The sequence below is a fragment of the Micromonospora sp. NPDC049257 genome, from assembly GCF_040678915.1.
Taxonomy (GTDB): domain Bacteria; phylum Actinomycetota; class Actinomycetes; order Mycobacteriales; family Micromonosporaceae; genus Micromonospora; species Micromonospora antibiotica.
Map to the genome: position 1 here is coordinate 252174 of NZ_JBFAQU010000003.1, position 14112 is coordinate 266285.

Below are 14112 nucleotides of genomic sequence, written 5' to 3' on the forward strand. Positions count from 1 at the left end.
GTCACCGTCGGTGGCGCGGGGTCACCTACTCGACGGTGACCGACTTCGCCAGGTTGCGCGGCTGGTCGACGTCGTGGCCCCGGGCAGCGGCGATCTCGGCCGCGAACACCTGCAACGGCACGGTGGTGACCAGCGGCGCGAGCAGGGTCGGCGTACGCGGCACATAGATCAGGTGGTCGGCGTAACGCACCACCGCCTCGTCGCCCTCCTCGGCGATCACGATGGTCCGCGCACCTCGGGCCCGGACCTCCTGGATGTTGGAGACGATCTTGTCGTGCAGCATGCCCCGGCCGACCGGGGACGGCACCACGCAGATCACCGGGGTGCCCTGGTCGATCAGGGCGATCGGCCCGTGCTTCAGCTCACCGGCGGCGAACCCCTCGGCGTGCATGTACGCCAGCTCCTTGAGCTTGAGCGCGCCCTCCAGGGCCACCGGGTAGCCGACGTGCCGACCGATGAACAGCACCGTCGGCTCGGACTTCAGCTCCCGGGCCAGCTCCCGCACCGGCTCGATCCGGCCCAGCAGCTCCCGCAGCTTGCCCGGCATCTCCTGGAGCTGGGCCACCACCGCGCCGACCTCGTCGGCGAACTTGATCCCGCGTACCTGGGCCAGGTGCAGCCCGATCAGATAGCAGGCGACCAGCTGGGTGAGGAACGCCTTGGTGGAGGCGACGGCGATCTCCGGGCCGCCGTGGGTGTAGAGCACCGCGTCGGACTCGCGCGGGATGGTGGAGCCGTTGGTGTTGCAGATGGCCAGCACCCGGGCCTTCTGCTCCTTGGCGTGCCGCAGCGCCATCAGGGTGTCCATCGTCTCGCCGGACTGCGAGATCACCACGATCAGGGTGGACCGGTCGAGCACCGGGTCGCGGTAGCGGAACTCGCTGGCCAGCTCCACCTCACAGGGGATCCGGGTCCAGTGCTCGATGGCGTACTTGGCGACCATGCCGGAGTGGTAGGCGGTGCCGCAGGCCACGATGAAGATCTTGTCGACGTCGCGCAGGTCCTGGTCGCTGAGGCGGACCTCGTCGAGGGCGATCTCGCCGGTCTCGGTGAGCCGGCCGAGCAGGGTGTCCGCGATGGCCTGCGGCTGCTCCTCGATCTCCTTGAGCATGAACCAGTCGTAGCCGCCCTTCTCGGCAGCCGAGGAGTCCCAGTCGATGTGGAAGTCCTTGCCGGTGGCCGGCTGACCGTCGAAGTCGGTGATCTCGATGCTGTCGGCGGTGATCAGGACGAGTTGGTCCTGCCCCAGCTCGACCGCCTCGCGGGTGTGCTCGATGAACGCCGCCACGTCACTGGCCAGGTAGTTCTCCCCCTCGCCCCGGCCCACCACCAGCGGCGAGTTGCGCCGGGCGCCGACCACCGCACCGGGAATGGCGGCATCGACGGCGAGCAGGGTGAACGCGCCCTCCAACCGCCGGCACACCACCCGCATCGCGGCGGCGAGCAGTTGCGGGCTGTCGGTCCCGCCGGCCGCCCGCAGCTCGGCGAGCGCGTGGGAGAGCAGATGGGCGGCGCACTCCGTGTCGGTGTCGCTGGTGAACTGGACGCCGTCGTCCTCCAGCTCGGCGCGGAGCTTGGCGAAGTTCTCGATGATGCCGTTGTGGATCACGGCGACCCGGCCGTCGGGGGCCAGGTGCGGGTGGGCGTTACGGTCGGTCGGGCCGCCGTGGGTGGCCCACCGGGTGTGCCCGATGCCGGTGGTGCCGTCGCCGATGCCGACCGGGCTGGCGGCGCAGTCGTCCGGGTTGGTGGCGGCCCGCTCGGACAGGACCTTCTCCAGGTTGGCCAGCTTGCCGGCCTTCTTCTCGGTGAGCAGCTCGTCGTCGCAGACGATCGCGACCCCGGCCGAGTCGTAGCCCCGGTATTCCAGCCGCCGCAATCCGTCGAGCACGATGCCGAGCGCCGGACGTGCGCCGGCGTAACCCACGATTCCACACATGGTTCGCAGCCTAACCCAGTTTCGCTCACCTCGCGTGCGCGGAAGTCGGGCAATCAATCACCGATTTTGAGCGATCGGTCGGTGACGGGCGGCAATCGGACTACCGGCGCACCCGGCCGTCCGGACGGGGTTGCGGGCGGCCCGGCGGTACGAGAGTCTCTCGGCGACCCCTGGAACGTCCCTGGGACGGCTCGCTCGCCCCTTTCCTCCACTTCCGTCCCGGAGCCGCCATGTCCGACGCGCCACCCCCCAGCGATCCCCCGCCCCCGCCCGGCGACCCGGCCCCGGCTGCGTCCAACGACCCGTCGCCCGGCCCGTCCCCCTGGACTCCACCGGACCCGTTCGCGGTCCCGCAGCCCTGGGCGGCCCCCGACCCGTGGCCCGGCGGTCCGACTGCCGGCAGCGCGCCCGCCGGGCCGGTCCCTCCCGACCCGCCGATCGACCCTGCCGGCGCACCCGCTCCCGGCTGGCCCGGCACACCCCCGCCCACCGGTTGGCCCGGTCCGACGCCGGGACCCACCGGTTGGCCCGGTCCGGCCCCCGGACCCACCGGTTGGCCCGGCGCGGCCCCCGGGCTGCCCGGCGGCCCGCCCACCGGGTGGCCCGGCACGACCCCGGGAATGCCGGGCGGGCCACCCGGTCCCGGCTGGCCACCGCCGGGGTATCCGCCGCCGTTCGCCTATCCGGCCCACCCGTCGCCGGGCGGGCGGAGCTCCACCGGCACCGGTGCGGTGGTGGGCATCGTGGTCGCCGTGGTCGTGGTGCTCGTCCTCGTCGTCTGCGCCTGCTTCTGCGGGGGAGGTCGCCTGCTGGGCAGCTCCGGGCCGGACACGGCAACCGCAGAGCCCTACGACAACGGTTACTACGACGACGAACCCGAGCCGAGCTGGAGCCCGCCGCAGCCGCTCCAGCCGCCAGCGCCCGCCACCGCGCCGGCCGACGGCCCCGGCCGGTACCCGGTGACGTACGAGGTGACCGGGACCGGCTCCGTCGACCTCCAGTTCTATGACGGGGACGGCTACTTCATCCGACAGGACAAGGTGCGGCTGCCCTGGCGGATGACGCTGCGTGTCGACGATCCGACCCGGGTGCTGGTCAGCGCCACCCGCTCCGGCGGCAACCCGGGCGGGTTCCGGTGCACCACCACCGTCGGCACCCGGCCCCGGGTCACCGACGTGGCCGGCCCGGACGACTGGCAGGTGCAGTGCCACGCCAACCGGGTCCGCTGACCCGCCGGACCAGGGGAAGACCCCGTCAGGGGAAGAATGGCGGCGACCGGACCCGGTGGCAGGGGTGGTCGCGGGCCGTAGGCTGACGGGCGTGACGACGTCGACCGATGTGGACCCGCTGGTGACCCGGATGCGTCCGTTCGGGACGACGGTATTCGCGGAGATGTCCGCGCTCGCCGTCCGGACCGGTGCGGTCAACCTGGGCCAGGGCTTCCCGGACACCGACGGGCCGCCGGAGATGCTGGCCGCCGCCGCCGAGGCGCTGCGCTCCGGGCACAACCAGTACCCGCCGGGCCCCGGCATTCCCGCCCTGCGCGCTGCCGTCGCCGCGCACCAACGGCGGTTCTGGGCGCTGGACTACGACCCGGACGGCGAGGTGATCGTCACCGCCGGGGCCACCGAGGCGATCGCCGCGAGCATCCTCGCGCTCTGCGAGCCGGGCGACGAGGTGATCTGCTTCGAGCCCTACTACGACTCGTACGCGGCGTCGATCGCCCTCGCCGGGGCGGTACGACGGCCGGTGACGCTGCGCCCCGGCGACGACGGCCGGTACGCCTTCGACCCCGCCGAGCTGCGGGCCGCGTTCGGGCCGCGTACCCGGCTGATGCTGCTGAACTCCCCGCACAACCCGACCGGGAAGGTGTTCACCGCGCCGGAGCTGGCCCTGCTCGCCGACCTCTGCCAGGAGCACGACGTGTACGCGGTCACCGACGAGGTGTACGAGCACCTCGTCTTCACCGACGCCGCCGCCGCGCACCTGCCGCTGGCCACCCTGCCGGGGATGTGGGAACGGACCCTGCGCATTTCGTCGGCCGGCAAGACGTTCTCCTGCACCGGCTGGAAGGTGGGCTGGGTCAGTGGCCCCGCCGCGCTGGTGTCGGCGGTGCTGCGGGTCAAGCAGTTCCTCACCTTCGTCAACGCGGCACCGCTGCAACCGGCGGTCGCCGTGGCGCTGGCCCTGCCCGACGACTACTACACCGGTTTCCGTGACAGCCTCCAGCGGCAGCGGGACCTGCTGATCGGTGGCCTGACCGACGCCGGTTTCGCGGTGCTCACCCCGGAGGGGACGTACTTCGTCACCGCCGACATCACCGGCCTCGGCGGTCGGGACGGGTTGGAGTTCTGCCGGTCCCTGCCGGAACGCTGCGGTGTGGTGGCGGTGCCCACCCAGGTCTTCTACGACGACGCGGAGGCCGGCCGGCGGTTGGTCCGGTTCGCCTTCTGCAAGCGTCCCGAGGTGCTGACCGAGGCGGTCGCCCGGCTACGCGCCCTGTCCGACCCCCGCTGACCGCCCACGCGGGACTGGCGTCCGACGCCCGCTGACCGCCCGCGCGGGCCGGCATCGTCGCGCCCGCCAGCAGGGTCAGCCGGCACCGGCACAACCGGGGGCACGCGGTGGGGCAGCCACCGGGACGCTCCCCGGGCCCACCGGCGACGCCGGCAGCACAACGAGGGGTGGACCAGGCGGGACCCGCCCGCAACGGGGGCGGTCAGTTGGCAGGGCTGGCGGCGCTGACCTGGGCGGCGATCCGTTCGGCCACCGACCGGGCGGTCTCCTCGGTGCCGGCCTCGACCATCACCCGGACCAACGGTTCGGTGCCCGACGGCCGCAGCAGCACCCGGCCGGTCTCCCCCAGCTCCGCCTCGGCCCGCTCGACCTCGGCCTTGACGGTGGGTGCGGTGGCACCGGCGGTGCGGTCGCCGACCGGCACGTTGATCAGCACCTGCGGCAGCTTGGTGACCACCGAGGCCAGTTCGGCCAGGGACCGGCCGGTGGCGGCCATCCGGGCCATCAGGTGCAGGCCGGTGAGGACCCCGTCGCCGGTGGTGGCGTGCGCGGGCATGACGAGGTGGCCGCTCTGCTCGCCGCCGAGGGCGAGGCCGGAGGCGCGCAGCTCCTCCAACACGTACCGGTCGCCGACCTTGGTCTCGACCAGCCGGATGCCCTGCGCGGACATGGCCAGCCGCAGGCCGAGGTTGCTCATCACGGTGGCGACCAGGGTGTCCTGGGTCAGCTCACCGGCGTCGCGCAGGGCCAGCGCGAGGACCGCCATCAGCTCGTCGCCGTCGACCTCCGCGCCGGTGGCGTCGACCGCCACGCAGCGGTCGGCGTCGCCGTCGTGGGCGAGGCCCAGGTGCGCACCGTGCTCGACCACGGCGGCCCGCAGGCTGTCGAGGTGGTTGGAGCCGCACTCGTCGTTGATGTTGAGGCCGTCCGGTTCGGCGTGGATCGCGATGACCTCGGCGCCGGCCTCCCGGTAGGCCACCGGGGCGACCTCGGCGGCGGCGCCGTTGGCGCAGTCGACCACGACCTTGATGCCGTCGAGGCGGTGCGGCACGGTGCCGACGAGGTGCTGCACGTAGTGGTCGGCACCGTCGAGCAGGTCGTGTACCCGGCCGACCCCCGCGCCGACCGGACGGTCCCAGGCGGTGGTGGCGTTCGCCTCGACGGCCGCCTCGATCCGCAACTCGATCTCGTCGGGCAGCTTGTGCCCACCGGCGGCGAACAGCTTGATCCCGTTGTCCGGCATCGGGTTGTGCGAGGCGGAGAGCATCACGCCCAGGTCGGCCTTGGCCTCGGCGGTCAGGAACGCCACGGCCGGGGTGGGCAGCACGCCGACCCGGACCACGCTGGCCCCGGCGCTGGTGAGCCCGGCGACCACGGCGGCCTCCAGCATCTCGCCGCTGGCCCGGGTGTCCCGCCCGACCACCGCCAGCGGCGGGTGGCTGCGGTCCGACTCGGCCAGCGTGTGCGCGGCGGCCACCGCCACCGCGAGCGCCAACTCCGGGGTGAGATCCACGTTCGCCCGCCCGCGTACGCCGTCCGTGCCGAACAACCGCCCCATACCCGCGAACCTCCGGTGCACCTGCGATGAGTGGAGAAAACGGAAACGGCCGGGCCGCCTCCCGTGGGGGAGGCGGACCCGGCCGTCCGTCAGAAGTACAACGCGCTGGTGGTGATCAGCGCTTCGAGTACTGAGGCGCCTTACGGGCCTTCTTGAGACCGTACTTCTTGCTCTCCTTGACCCGGGCGTCCCGGGTCAGGAAGCCGGCCTTCTTCAGGGCCGGGCGGTCGTCCGGCTCGTTGACGATCAGCGCACGGGCGATGCCCAGCCGCAGCGCACCGGCCTGGCCGGTGGTGCCGCCGCCACGCAGGTTGGCGATGACGTCGAACTGCTCCAGCTTCTCGGCGGTGACCAGCGGGTCCTTGATGAGCTGCTGGTGCACCTTGCTCGGGAAGTACGACTCGAGCTCCTGGCCGTTGCAGGTGATCTTGCCGGTGCCGGGGACGATACGGACCCGGACGATGGCCTCCTTGCGGCGGCCCACGGTCTGGATCGGCCGGTCACCACGAGGCGCGCGGGCGACGGGCGCGGGCGCCTCGGTGGCCTCAGGGGCTTCCGGGGCAACCTCGGTCTCGGTGATGTCGGTCATGCTGTTTCCTTCGCCCTCGCTCACTGCGCGATCTGCTTGATCTCGAACGGCACCGGCTGCTGCGCCAGGTGCGGGTGCTCGGCACCGGCGTAGACCTTCAGCTTCTTGATCAGCTGACGGCCGAGCTTGTTGTGCGGGAGCATCCCCTTCACGGCCAGCTCGATGGCCCGCTCGGGCCGCTTGGTCAGCAGCTCCTCGTAGCCGATCTGCTTGAGGCCGCCCGGGTAACCGGAGTGCCGGTAGGCGACCTTGGTCTGCCGCTTGTTGCCGGTCAGCGCCACCTTGCCCGCGTTCACGATGACGACGAAGTCGCCCGTGTCGACGTGCGGCGCGAAAGTCGGCTTGTGCTTGCCGCGCAGCAGCGTGGCGGCGTGGGTGGCCAGGCGGCCCAGCACGACATCAGAGGCGTCGATAACGTGCCACTGACGCTCGATCTCACCCGGCTTCGGGCTGTACGTACGCACAGGTCTACCTTGTCTCGTCGTCGGTCTGGGGTCGCGCGCCGAGGTGACCAGAGGCTTCCCGGCCGGACCAGCGCGCACGAACGACCAAGCGTACCTGAGCGGCACGCCTCTGGATGTCGTACAACAGCAGGCAACGATACCCGGCGCCCGGTCTGCTGGTCAAAACGGGGGGTCGGCCGGCGTGGCCTGCGGTTTCGGCGGATGACCAGGGTCACACGCCGATCAGCTTACCCGGGCCGGGCCGCAGGTAGACCACCCAGGTCACCACGAAACAGAGCGCGTACCAGCCGATGAAGGCCAGGTAGGCGGCGTCCGCGTTGCCCGAGGTGAGGAACGACTGCCGGAAGGCCACGTTCACCAGCACCCCGCCCGAGGCGCCGACCGCCCCGGCGATGCCGATCAGCGCCCCGGAGCGTCGCCGGGCCCGGCGCTGCGCCGCGACCGGGTCGCCGGTCAGCTCCGCCTCGGCCGCCGCCCGGACCCGGAAGATCGCCGGGATCATCTTGTAGGTCGACCCGTTGCCGATGCCGGAGAAGACGAACAACGCCAGGAACCCGACGAGGTAGAGCGGGAACGACTGCTCCCGGGCGGCGTAGAGCACCAGGCCGGCGCCGACGGCCATCGCGACGAAGTTCCAGAACGTCACCCGGGCCCCGCCCAGCCGGTCGGCGAGCTGACCGCCGAACGGTCGGATCAACGAACCGATCAGCGGCCCGAGGAAGGTCAGCCAGGCCGCGTCGACCGGGGTGGGGAACCGCTCGGCGAACTGGAGCTGGAGCACCTGGCCGAAGGCGAAGCCGAAGCCGATGAACGAGCCGAAGGTGCCGATGTACAGCAGGGACATCACCCAGGTGTGCCGGTCGCGGGCGGCCTCCCGCAACGCGCCGGGTTCGTTGTGGGCGTCCGGGATGTTGTCCAGCCAGCGGGCGGCGGCGAGCGCGGCCAGCACGATCAGCGGCAGGTACACCGCCGGCACCAGCCGGGGGTACGCGGCCCCGGCGGTGGCCAGCACCGCCAGCCCGACCAGTTGCACCGCCGGCACGCCGAGGTTGCCGCCCCCGGCGTTGAGCCCGAGTGCGCGACCCTTGAGCCGGTCCGGGAAGAACAGGTTGATGTTCGCCATCGACGAGGCGAAGTTGCCGCCGCCGACCCCGGTCAGGCAGGCCAGCACCATCAGCGTGGTGTACGACACACCCGGCTCCAGCAGCAGCGCCATCGGCACCGCCGGCACCAGCAGCAGCAGCGCGCTGACGATGGTCCAGTTCCGCCCGCCGAAGCGCGCCACCGCCAGGGTGTACGGCAGCCGCAGCACCGCCCCCAGCGCGGCCGGTACGGCGGTGAGCAGGAACTTCCCCGCCGGGTCGATGCCGTACGCCGGGCCGAGGAAGAGCACGGTGACCGACCAGAGGCTCCACACCGAGAAGCCGACGTGCTCGGCGAAGATCGACACCCAGAGGTTGCGACGGGCGATCGGCGCTCCGGTCGTCTGCCAGAAGGTCGGGTCCTCGGGTCGCCAGTCGTCGATCCGGTGCCGCCGCCCGGCGGGCCGGTCGGGTCCGGCGGCGGTGACAGCCGCGTCGGCGGTCGGCGGGACGTCGGTGTCGCCCGGCGGACCGACCGTGGCGGCGGCCAGCGGGTCGGTGGTGGCGGCCGGTGGATCGGCGGCGGCGTTACTGCTGCTGGCGAGCGTGCTCACGGCGACTCCTCCTCGTCGATGTGAGCAGGACGCTAGGCAGGGTCGGTTTCCCGGCGGTGCCCCACGTGGGTCGGGCCGGAAACGGAGACCGCACGTCGACCGGGAACCGGTGGTGAGGGGCCCACCGTTGCGGTGGGTCGCCGCTCCCGCCGGGGCGGGTCACAGCTCCTGGAGGATGCGCAGTGCGCGGGCCACCCGCTGCATGGTCTCGGTGTCGGCGACGTCCACGCACTCGGTGAACCACTTCTTCATCGGCGCCGACAGCCGGTCGGGCATCACCACGTTGGCACCCATCGGCACGGCGAGCGGGGAGTCGCGCAGCAGGGCGGTCTCGACCACCTCGGCGACGATCACGATCGGCACGTCGGTGGAGTTGTAGACGTCGGAGCTGATCACCAGGCCGAGCCGTTCCCGGGCGCCCTCGATGCGCCAGACCTCTCCCCTACGCAGCACGCGGGCGACCGCCGAAGAGCACGTCGGCGACCATGCCCACCTCGCGGGCGTCGGCGAGGGCGGCGGACTCCAGGTCGAGCCCGGCCCGCCCGACCGCCTCGGCGTGGGCGGTGAAGACCTCCCGCAGCGCCTTCTCCCGGGCGGCCTGGTCCATCCAGGCGGAGAGGGAGAGTCCTTCCCGCTTGGCGAACCGGCGGGCCTCCTCGATCGTCTCGTCGGAGAACGAGAGGGTCACCTTGGCAGTCATGCCTGCGATCCTACTCCCGGTATGACCGCCGGTCGTTCCGTTCGCCCGCCTCGACGAACCCGACAAACCGCCGTGTGCCACCGCCCGGCCGGCCCGCCGCAGGGGGTCCGGGTCAGGCGGGACGGCGACCGCCGAAGACCGCGAACCGCCACGCCTTGTAGAAGCAGTCCACGTCGACCAGGCCGGCGTCGACCAGCCACCGGCACTGGTCGGTCACCGACGCCGGGCGGTCGTGCCGCATCCGCTCCCGGGCGGCGGCGATCTCGTCGGCATCCGAGCCGCGCGCGGCGGTCTGGGCCAGCCAGACGTCGTCGTAGCGGCGGTCCAGGGTCGGGGTGGGGCCGGCCACCTGCTCGGCGTTGACGAACACCCCGCCGGGGACGAGCGCGTCGGCCGCCCGCCGGTAGAGGGCGCGCTTGCCGTCGTCGTCGAGGTGGTGCACGGCCAGGGCGGAGACCACCGCGTCGTAGCGGCCGGCGGGGAGCGGGTCGGCCAGGTCGGCCACGACGGTCCGGTGCGCCACCCCCCGGGCGGCCAACCCGTCGGCGGCCACCGCGAGCATCCGCGCGGCCCCGTCGACCAGGGTCACCCGCACCCCGGGCAGCGCCGCGGTGAGCAGCAGGGAGAGCAGTCCGGTGCCGGCACCCAGGTCGAGCACCTCGGGGGTACGCCCGGCGGCGAGCGCGGCCCGCAGCGGTGGGGCGGCCACCTCGACGGCGGTGCCGTAGAAGTCGTCGAAGCAGGGGACGAGCCGACGGCGGGCCCCGTCGTAGGAACCTGCCACCGCATCGAAGGCCGCCGTCACGTCCACGATCCACCCCTCTCACATATTAAGAAACTTGTCTCATATTATAGACCCCACCGACCGGTCCCCTGCCCCCGTGCGGTGTGAACCGCTCTTGACAGGACCGAAACAGAAGGGACCCCGGTCGGAAACCGCCCGGCGGCACGCTTTGCGGACATGACAGACGGTGCACGCGCCGCGACACGAACGGAGCCCCCGCCCCGGGAGACGGAAACGCACTGCCCGTACTGCGCGCTCCAGTGCGGCATGATCCTGCGGGACGCCGACGGCCGGATCGAGGTCCGGCCCCGGGAGTTCCCCACCAACCGCGGCGGGCTGTGCCAGAAGGGCTGGACCGCCGCCGAACTGCTCGACCACCCCGACCGGTTGACCACCCCGCTGGTCCGCGACCCGTCCGGCACGCTGCGCCCGGCCAGCTGGGACGTCGCGCTGGACCGGATCGCCGACGGGCTGCGCACCATCCAGCGGGCCCACGGCCGGGACGCGGTCGCGGTCTTCGGCGGCGGCGGGCTCACCAACGAGAAGGCGTACGCCCTCGGCAAGTTCGCCCGGGTGGCGCTGCGGACCCGGCACATCGACTACAACGGCCGGTGGTGCATGTCCTCCGCGGCGGCGGCCGGACTGCGCGCCTTCGGCGTCGACCGGGGGCTGCCGTTCCCGCTGACCGACCTGGGCCGCACCGGAACCCTGCTGCTGGTCGGGGCGAACCCGGCCGAGACCATGCCGCCGCTGATGCGCCACGTGACCGACCAGCGGGCCCGGGGCGGCCGGCTGATCGTGGTCGACCCCCGGCTCACCGCCACCGCCCGCCAGGCCGACCTGCACCTGCAACCGCTGCCCGGCACCGATCTCGCGGTCGCCAACGCACTGCTGCACATCGCGCTCACCGAAGGGCTGATCGACCGGGAGTACGTCGCCACCCGTACCGAGGGCTTCGACGCGGTACGCCGTACCGTCGCGGGGTACTGGCCGGCCGAGGTGGAACGGCTCTCCGGGGTGCCGGTGGCCGACCTGGAGGCGACCGCCCGCGCGCTCGGCACCGCCGACTCGGCGGTCATCCTCACCGCCCGGGGCGCCGAACAGCACGCCAAGGGCGTCGACACCGTCAGCGCGTACGTCAATCTCGCCCTCGCCCTCGGCCTGCCCGGCCGCCCACACTCCGGCTACGGCTGCCTCACCGGTCAGGGCAACGGCCAGGGTGGACGCGAGCACGGCCAGAAGTCCGACCAGCTCCCCGGCTACCGCAAGATCGACGACCCGGCGGCCCGCGCCCACGTCGCCGGGGTCTGGGGAGTCGACCCCGCCGAACTGCCCGGCCCCGGGGTGCCGGCCTACCAGCTGCTCGACTCGCTCGGCACCCCCGACGGCCCCCGGGCACTGCTGGTCTTCGGCTCCAACCCGGTGGTCTCCGCGCCCCGGGCGGCCCGGGTCGAGTCCCGGCTACGCGGGCTGGACCTGCTGGTGGTGGCCGACTTCCTGCGCTCCGAGACGGCCGAGCTGGCCGACGTGGTGCTGCCGGTGGCCCAGTGGGCCGAGGAGGACGGCACGATGACCAACCTGGAGGGTCGGGTGCTGCGCCGCCGGGCGCTGCGCCCACCGCCCCCCGGCGTCCGCACCGACCTGACCGTCCTCGCCGAGCTCGCGGCCCGCCTCGACGACGCCCCCGACGCACCGGCCCCGGCGACGACGCCGGACGGCCCGGCCCCGACCACCCCGACGACCACCCGGCCCGCCGTCCCGGCCCCGCGCACCCCTGCGGACCACGTCCCGGCCCCGCGGACCGCGCCGGACCGGTTCCCGACCGACCCGAGGGTCGTCTTCGCCGAGCTACGGCGGGCCTCCGCCGGGGGCGTCGCCGACTACGCCGGGGTCAGCTGGGACCGGATCGAATCCGCCGACGGGGTCTTCTGGCCGTGCCCCGACCCGGACGGGCCGGACTCCCCCCGGCTCTTCGCCGACACCTTCCCCACCCCCAGCGGCCGGGCCCGGTTCCACGCCGTGCAGCACCGGCCGGCGGCCGAGGAGGTCTGCGCCGACTACCCGCTGCACTTCACCACCGGGCGGGTGCTGGCCCAGTACCAGTCCGGCGCGCAGACCCGGCGGGTGGCCGCGCTGCACCGGGCCGCCCCGCACGGCTTCGTCGAGCTGCACCCCGACCTGGCCGACCGGCTCGGGGTGGCCGAGGGCGACGAGGTCCGGGTCGCCTCCCGCCGGGGTGAGCTGCGGGCACCGGCCCGGCTCAGCCCGACCATCCGGCCCGACACCGTCTTCGCCCCGTTCCACTGGCCCGGGGCGGCGCGCGCCAACTCGGTCACCAACGACGCCCTCGACCCGGTCTCCGGGATGCCCGAGTTCAAGATCTGCGCGGTCCGGGTGGAGCGGGCATGACCGGGCAGATCGTGATCGTCGGGTACGGGATGGCCGGCGCCCGGCTCGCCACCGAGCTGCACGCCCGCAACGGCGACCGGAAGGTCACCGTGCTCGGGGCGGAACCGCACCGGGCGTACAACCGGATCATGCTCTCCACCCTGCTGGCCGGCAAGGTCGACGAGCCCGACGTGGAGCTGGCCGAGGTCGCCGGGCAGGGCACCGACGTGCGGACCGGGGTGGTGGCCGCCGCGATCGACCGGGCCACCCGGACGGTGCACACCACCGACGGCGACCGGATCGACTACGACCACCTGGTCCTCGCCACCGGCAGCCGGGCCGTGGTGCCCCCGCTGCCCGGCCTCGACCCGGCCGCCCTGCCGCCCCGGGTCGCCGTCTTCCGCACCCTGGCCGACTGCCGCCGCATCCTCGCCACCGCCCGCACCGCCCGCACCGCGCTGGTGCTCGGCGGTGGGCTGCTCGGCCTGGAAGCGGCGCGCGGCCTGGCCGCCCGGGGGTTGGCGGTGACCGTGGTGCACCCCCACCCGCACCTGATGGAACGCCAGCTCGACCCGGCCGCCGGGGAGGTGCTCGCCGCCACGCTCGCCAGGCTCGGCGTCACCACCCGACGGGGGGTGCCGGCGACCGGGTTGGCCACCGACGACGACGGGGTCCGCCTCGACGTGGCCGACGGCACCACCCTGCACGCCGACCTGCTGGTGCTCTCCTGCGGGGTGCGCCCCGACACCGACCTCGCCACCGCCGCCGGGCTGGCCGTCGACCGGGGGGTGCTGGTCGACGACCGGCTACGCACCGACGACGGGTCGATCTCGGCGATCGGCGACTGCGCCCGCACCGGCGGCCCGACCGGGCTCGTCGCACCCGCCTGGGCACAGGCCCGGGTGGTGGCCCGGCTGCTCACCGGCGAGGACCCGGCGGCCCGCTACCGGCCCCGACCGGTGGTGACCCGGCTCAAGGCCGCCGGGATCGACCTGGCCGCGATGGGCGACCCGACGGGCGGCCCCGGCGAGGAGTTGACCTTCGCCGACCCGGCCCGGGGAACGTACGCCCGGCTGCGTATCCACCACGACCGGCTGACCGGGGCGATCCTGCTCGGTGACAACCCGGCGGTCGGCACGGTCGTGCAGCTCTTCGACCGGGGCGCCCCGGTCCCCACCGACCGGCGGGCGCTGCTGCTCGGCCGGTCGCTCGGCAGCGCCCCCGCGACACCCGCCGCCTCCCCGGCGCTGATGCCGGACGCGGTGACCGTCTGCCAGTGCAACGACGTCGACAAGGGCACCCTGGTGCGCTGCTGGCGCTCCGGCGCCCGGACCGTCGACGAGGTGGTCGCCGCGACCCGGGCCGGGACCGGCTGCGGTGGCTGCCGGCAGGCCGTCGAGGGCATCGTCGGCTGGCTGTCCGAGGTGGACTCGGTGGGGACGACCCGATGACCGTGATGACACCACGAGGAGGTGAC

At 73.6% G+C, this 14112-nt stretch carries 12 protein-coding genes; 4 read left to right on the forward strand and 8 right to left on the reverse strand.

Annotated features, from left to right (window positions below):
- Window positions 1–25: 25 nt before the first annotated feature.
- Window positions 26–1939, reverse strand: a complete 1914-nt coding sequence (gene glmS / locus AB0K25_RS07345) for a glutamine--fructose-6-phosphate transaminase (isomerizing) (RefSeq protein ID WP_208568166.1) — start codon at window positions 1937–1939, stop codon at window positions 26–28.
- A 734-nt stretch (window positions 1940–2673) separates the two neighbouring features.
- Between glmS and AB0K25_RS07350 the strand changes: the two genes are divergently transcribed.
- Both AB0K25_RS07350 and AB0K25_RS07355 read left to right on the forward strand, forming a co-directional pair.
- Entirely contained in the window at window positions 2674–3168 is a 495-nt protein-coding gene (locus tag AB0K25_RS07350) for a hypothetical protein (RefSeq protein ID WP_219464708.1), read from the forward strand.
- A 91-nt stretch (window positions 3169–3259) separates the two neighbouring features.
- Complete coding sequence (locus tag AB0K25_RS07355; protein ID WP_219464709.1) at window positions 3260–4456, forward strand: pyridoxal phosphate-dependent aminotransferase; 1197 nt, start codon at window positions 3260–3262, stop codon at window positions 4454–4456.
- 202 nt (window positions 4457–4658) lie between these two features.
- Here the strand turns inward: AB0K25_RS07355 and glmM are convergent, their stop codons facing one another.
- The 7 genes from glmM to AB0K25_RS07390 form a co-directional block, all read right to left on the reverse strand.
- Window positions 4659–6014: a phosphoglucosamine mutase gene (gene glmM / locus AB0K25_RS07360; RefSeq protein WP_357537837.1), complete on the reverse strand. Its 1356-nt coding sequence runs from the start codon at window positions 6012–6014 to the stop codon at window positions 4659–4661.
- A 115-nt stretch (window positions 6015–6129) separates the two neighbouring features.
- Entirely contained in the window at window positions 6130–6603 is a 474-nt protein-coding gene (gene rpsI, locus AB0K25_RS07365) for a 30S ribosomal protein S9 (RefSeq protein ID WP_091241865.1), read from the reverse strand.
- A 20-nt stretch (window positions 6604–6623) separates the two neighbouring features.
- Window positions 6624–7067 carry a 50S ribosomal protein L13 gene (rplM, locus tag AB0K25_RS07370; protein WP_030489638.1) on the reverse strand — a complete coding sequence of 148 codons (444 nt, stop codon included), beginning with the start codon at window positions 7065–7067 and terminating at the stop codon, window positions 6624–6626.
- Between the two features lie 211 nt (window positions 7068–7278).
- Window positions 7279–8592, reverse strand: coding sequence for a nitrate/nitrite transporter (locus AB0K25_RS07375; protein WP_208568316.1), 1314 nt, complete (start codon window positions 8590–8592; stop codon window positions 7279–7281).
- A 330-nt stretch (window positions 8593–8922) separates the two neighbouring features.
- Window positions 8923–9216 carry a type II toxin-antitoxin system PemK/MazF family toxin gene (locus AB0K25_RS07380; RefSeq protein WP_208568170.1) on the reverse strand — a complete coding sequence of 98 codons (294 nt, stop codon included), beginning with the start codon at window positions 9214–9216 and terminating at the stop codon, window positions 8923–8925.
- The gene (locus tag AB0K25_RS07385) at window positions 9206–9463 is read right to left on the reverse strand and encodes a DUF6364 family protein (RefSeq protein WP_091241872.1); all 258 of its coding nucleotides are present in this window, start codon (window positions 9461–9463) and stop codon (window positions 9206–9208) included. Before AB0K25_RS07385 ends, AB0K25_RS07380 begins: the two co-directional genes overlap by 11 nt.
- Window positions 9464–9575: 112 nt before the next feature.
- Window positions 9576–10274 (reverse strand): class I SAM-dependent methyltransferase, encoded by a 699-nt coding sequence (locus AB0K25_RS07390; RefSeq protein WP_219464712.1) that lies wholly within the window; start codon window positions 10272–10274, stop codon window positions 9576–9578.
- 150 nt (window positions 10275–10424) lie between these two features.
- Here AB0K25_RS07390 and AB0K25_RS07395 point away from each other — a divergent pair, with 150 nt between their 5' ends.
- Together AB0K25_RS07395 and AB0K25_RS07400 are read left to right on the forward strand one after the other, a co-directional pair.
- Entirely contained in the window at window positions 10425–12656 is a 2232-nt protein-coding gene (locus AB0K25_RS07395; protein ID WP_219464713.1) for a molybdopterin oxidoreductase family protein, read from the forward strand.
- Complete coding sequence (locus AB0K25_RS07400) at window positions 12653–14086, forward strand: FAD-dependent oxidoreductase (protein WP_219464714.1); 1434 nt, start codon at window positions 12653–12655, stop codon at window positions 14084–14086. The genes AB0K25_RS07395 and AB0K25_RS07400 overlap by 4 nt, the downstream gene beginning before the upstream one ends.
- Window positions 14087–14112 lie beyond the last annotated feature (26 nt).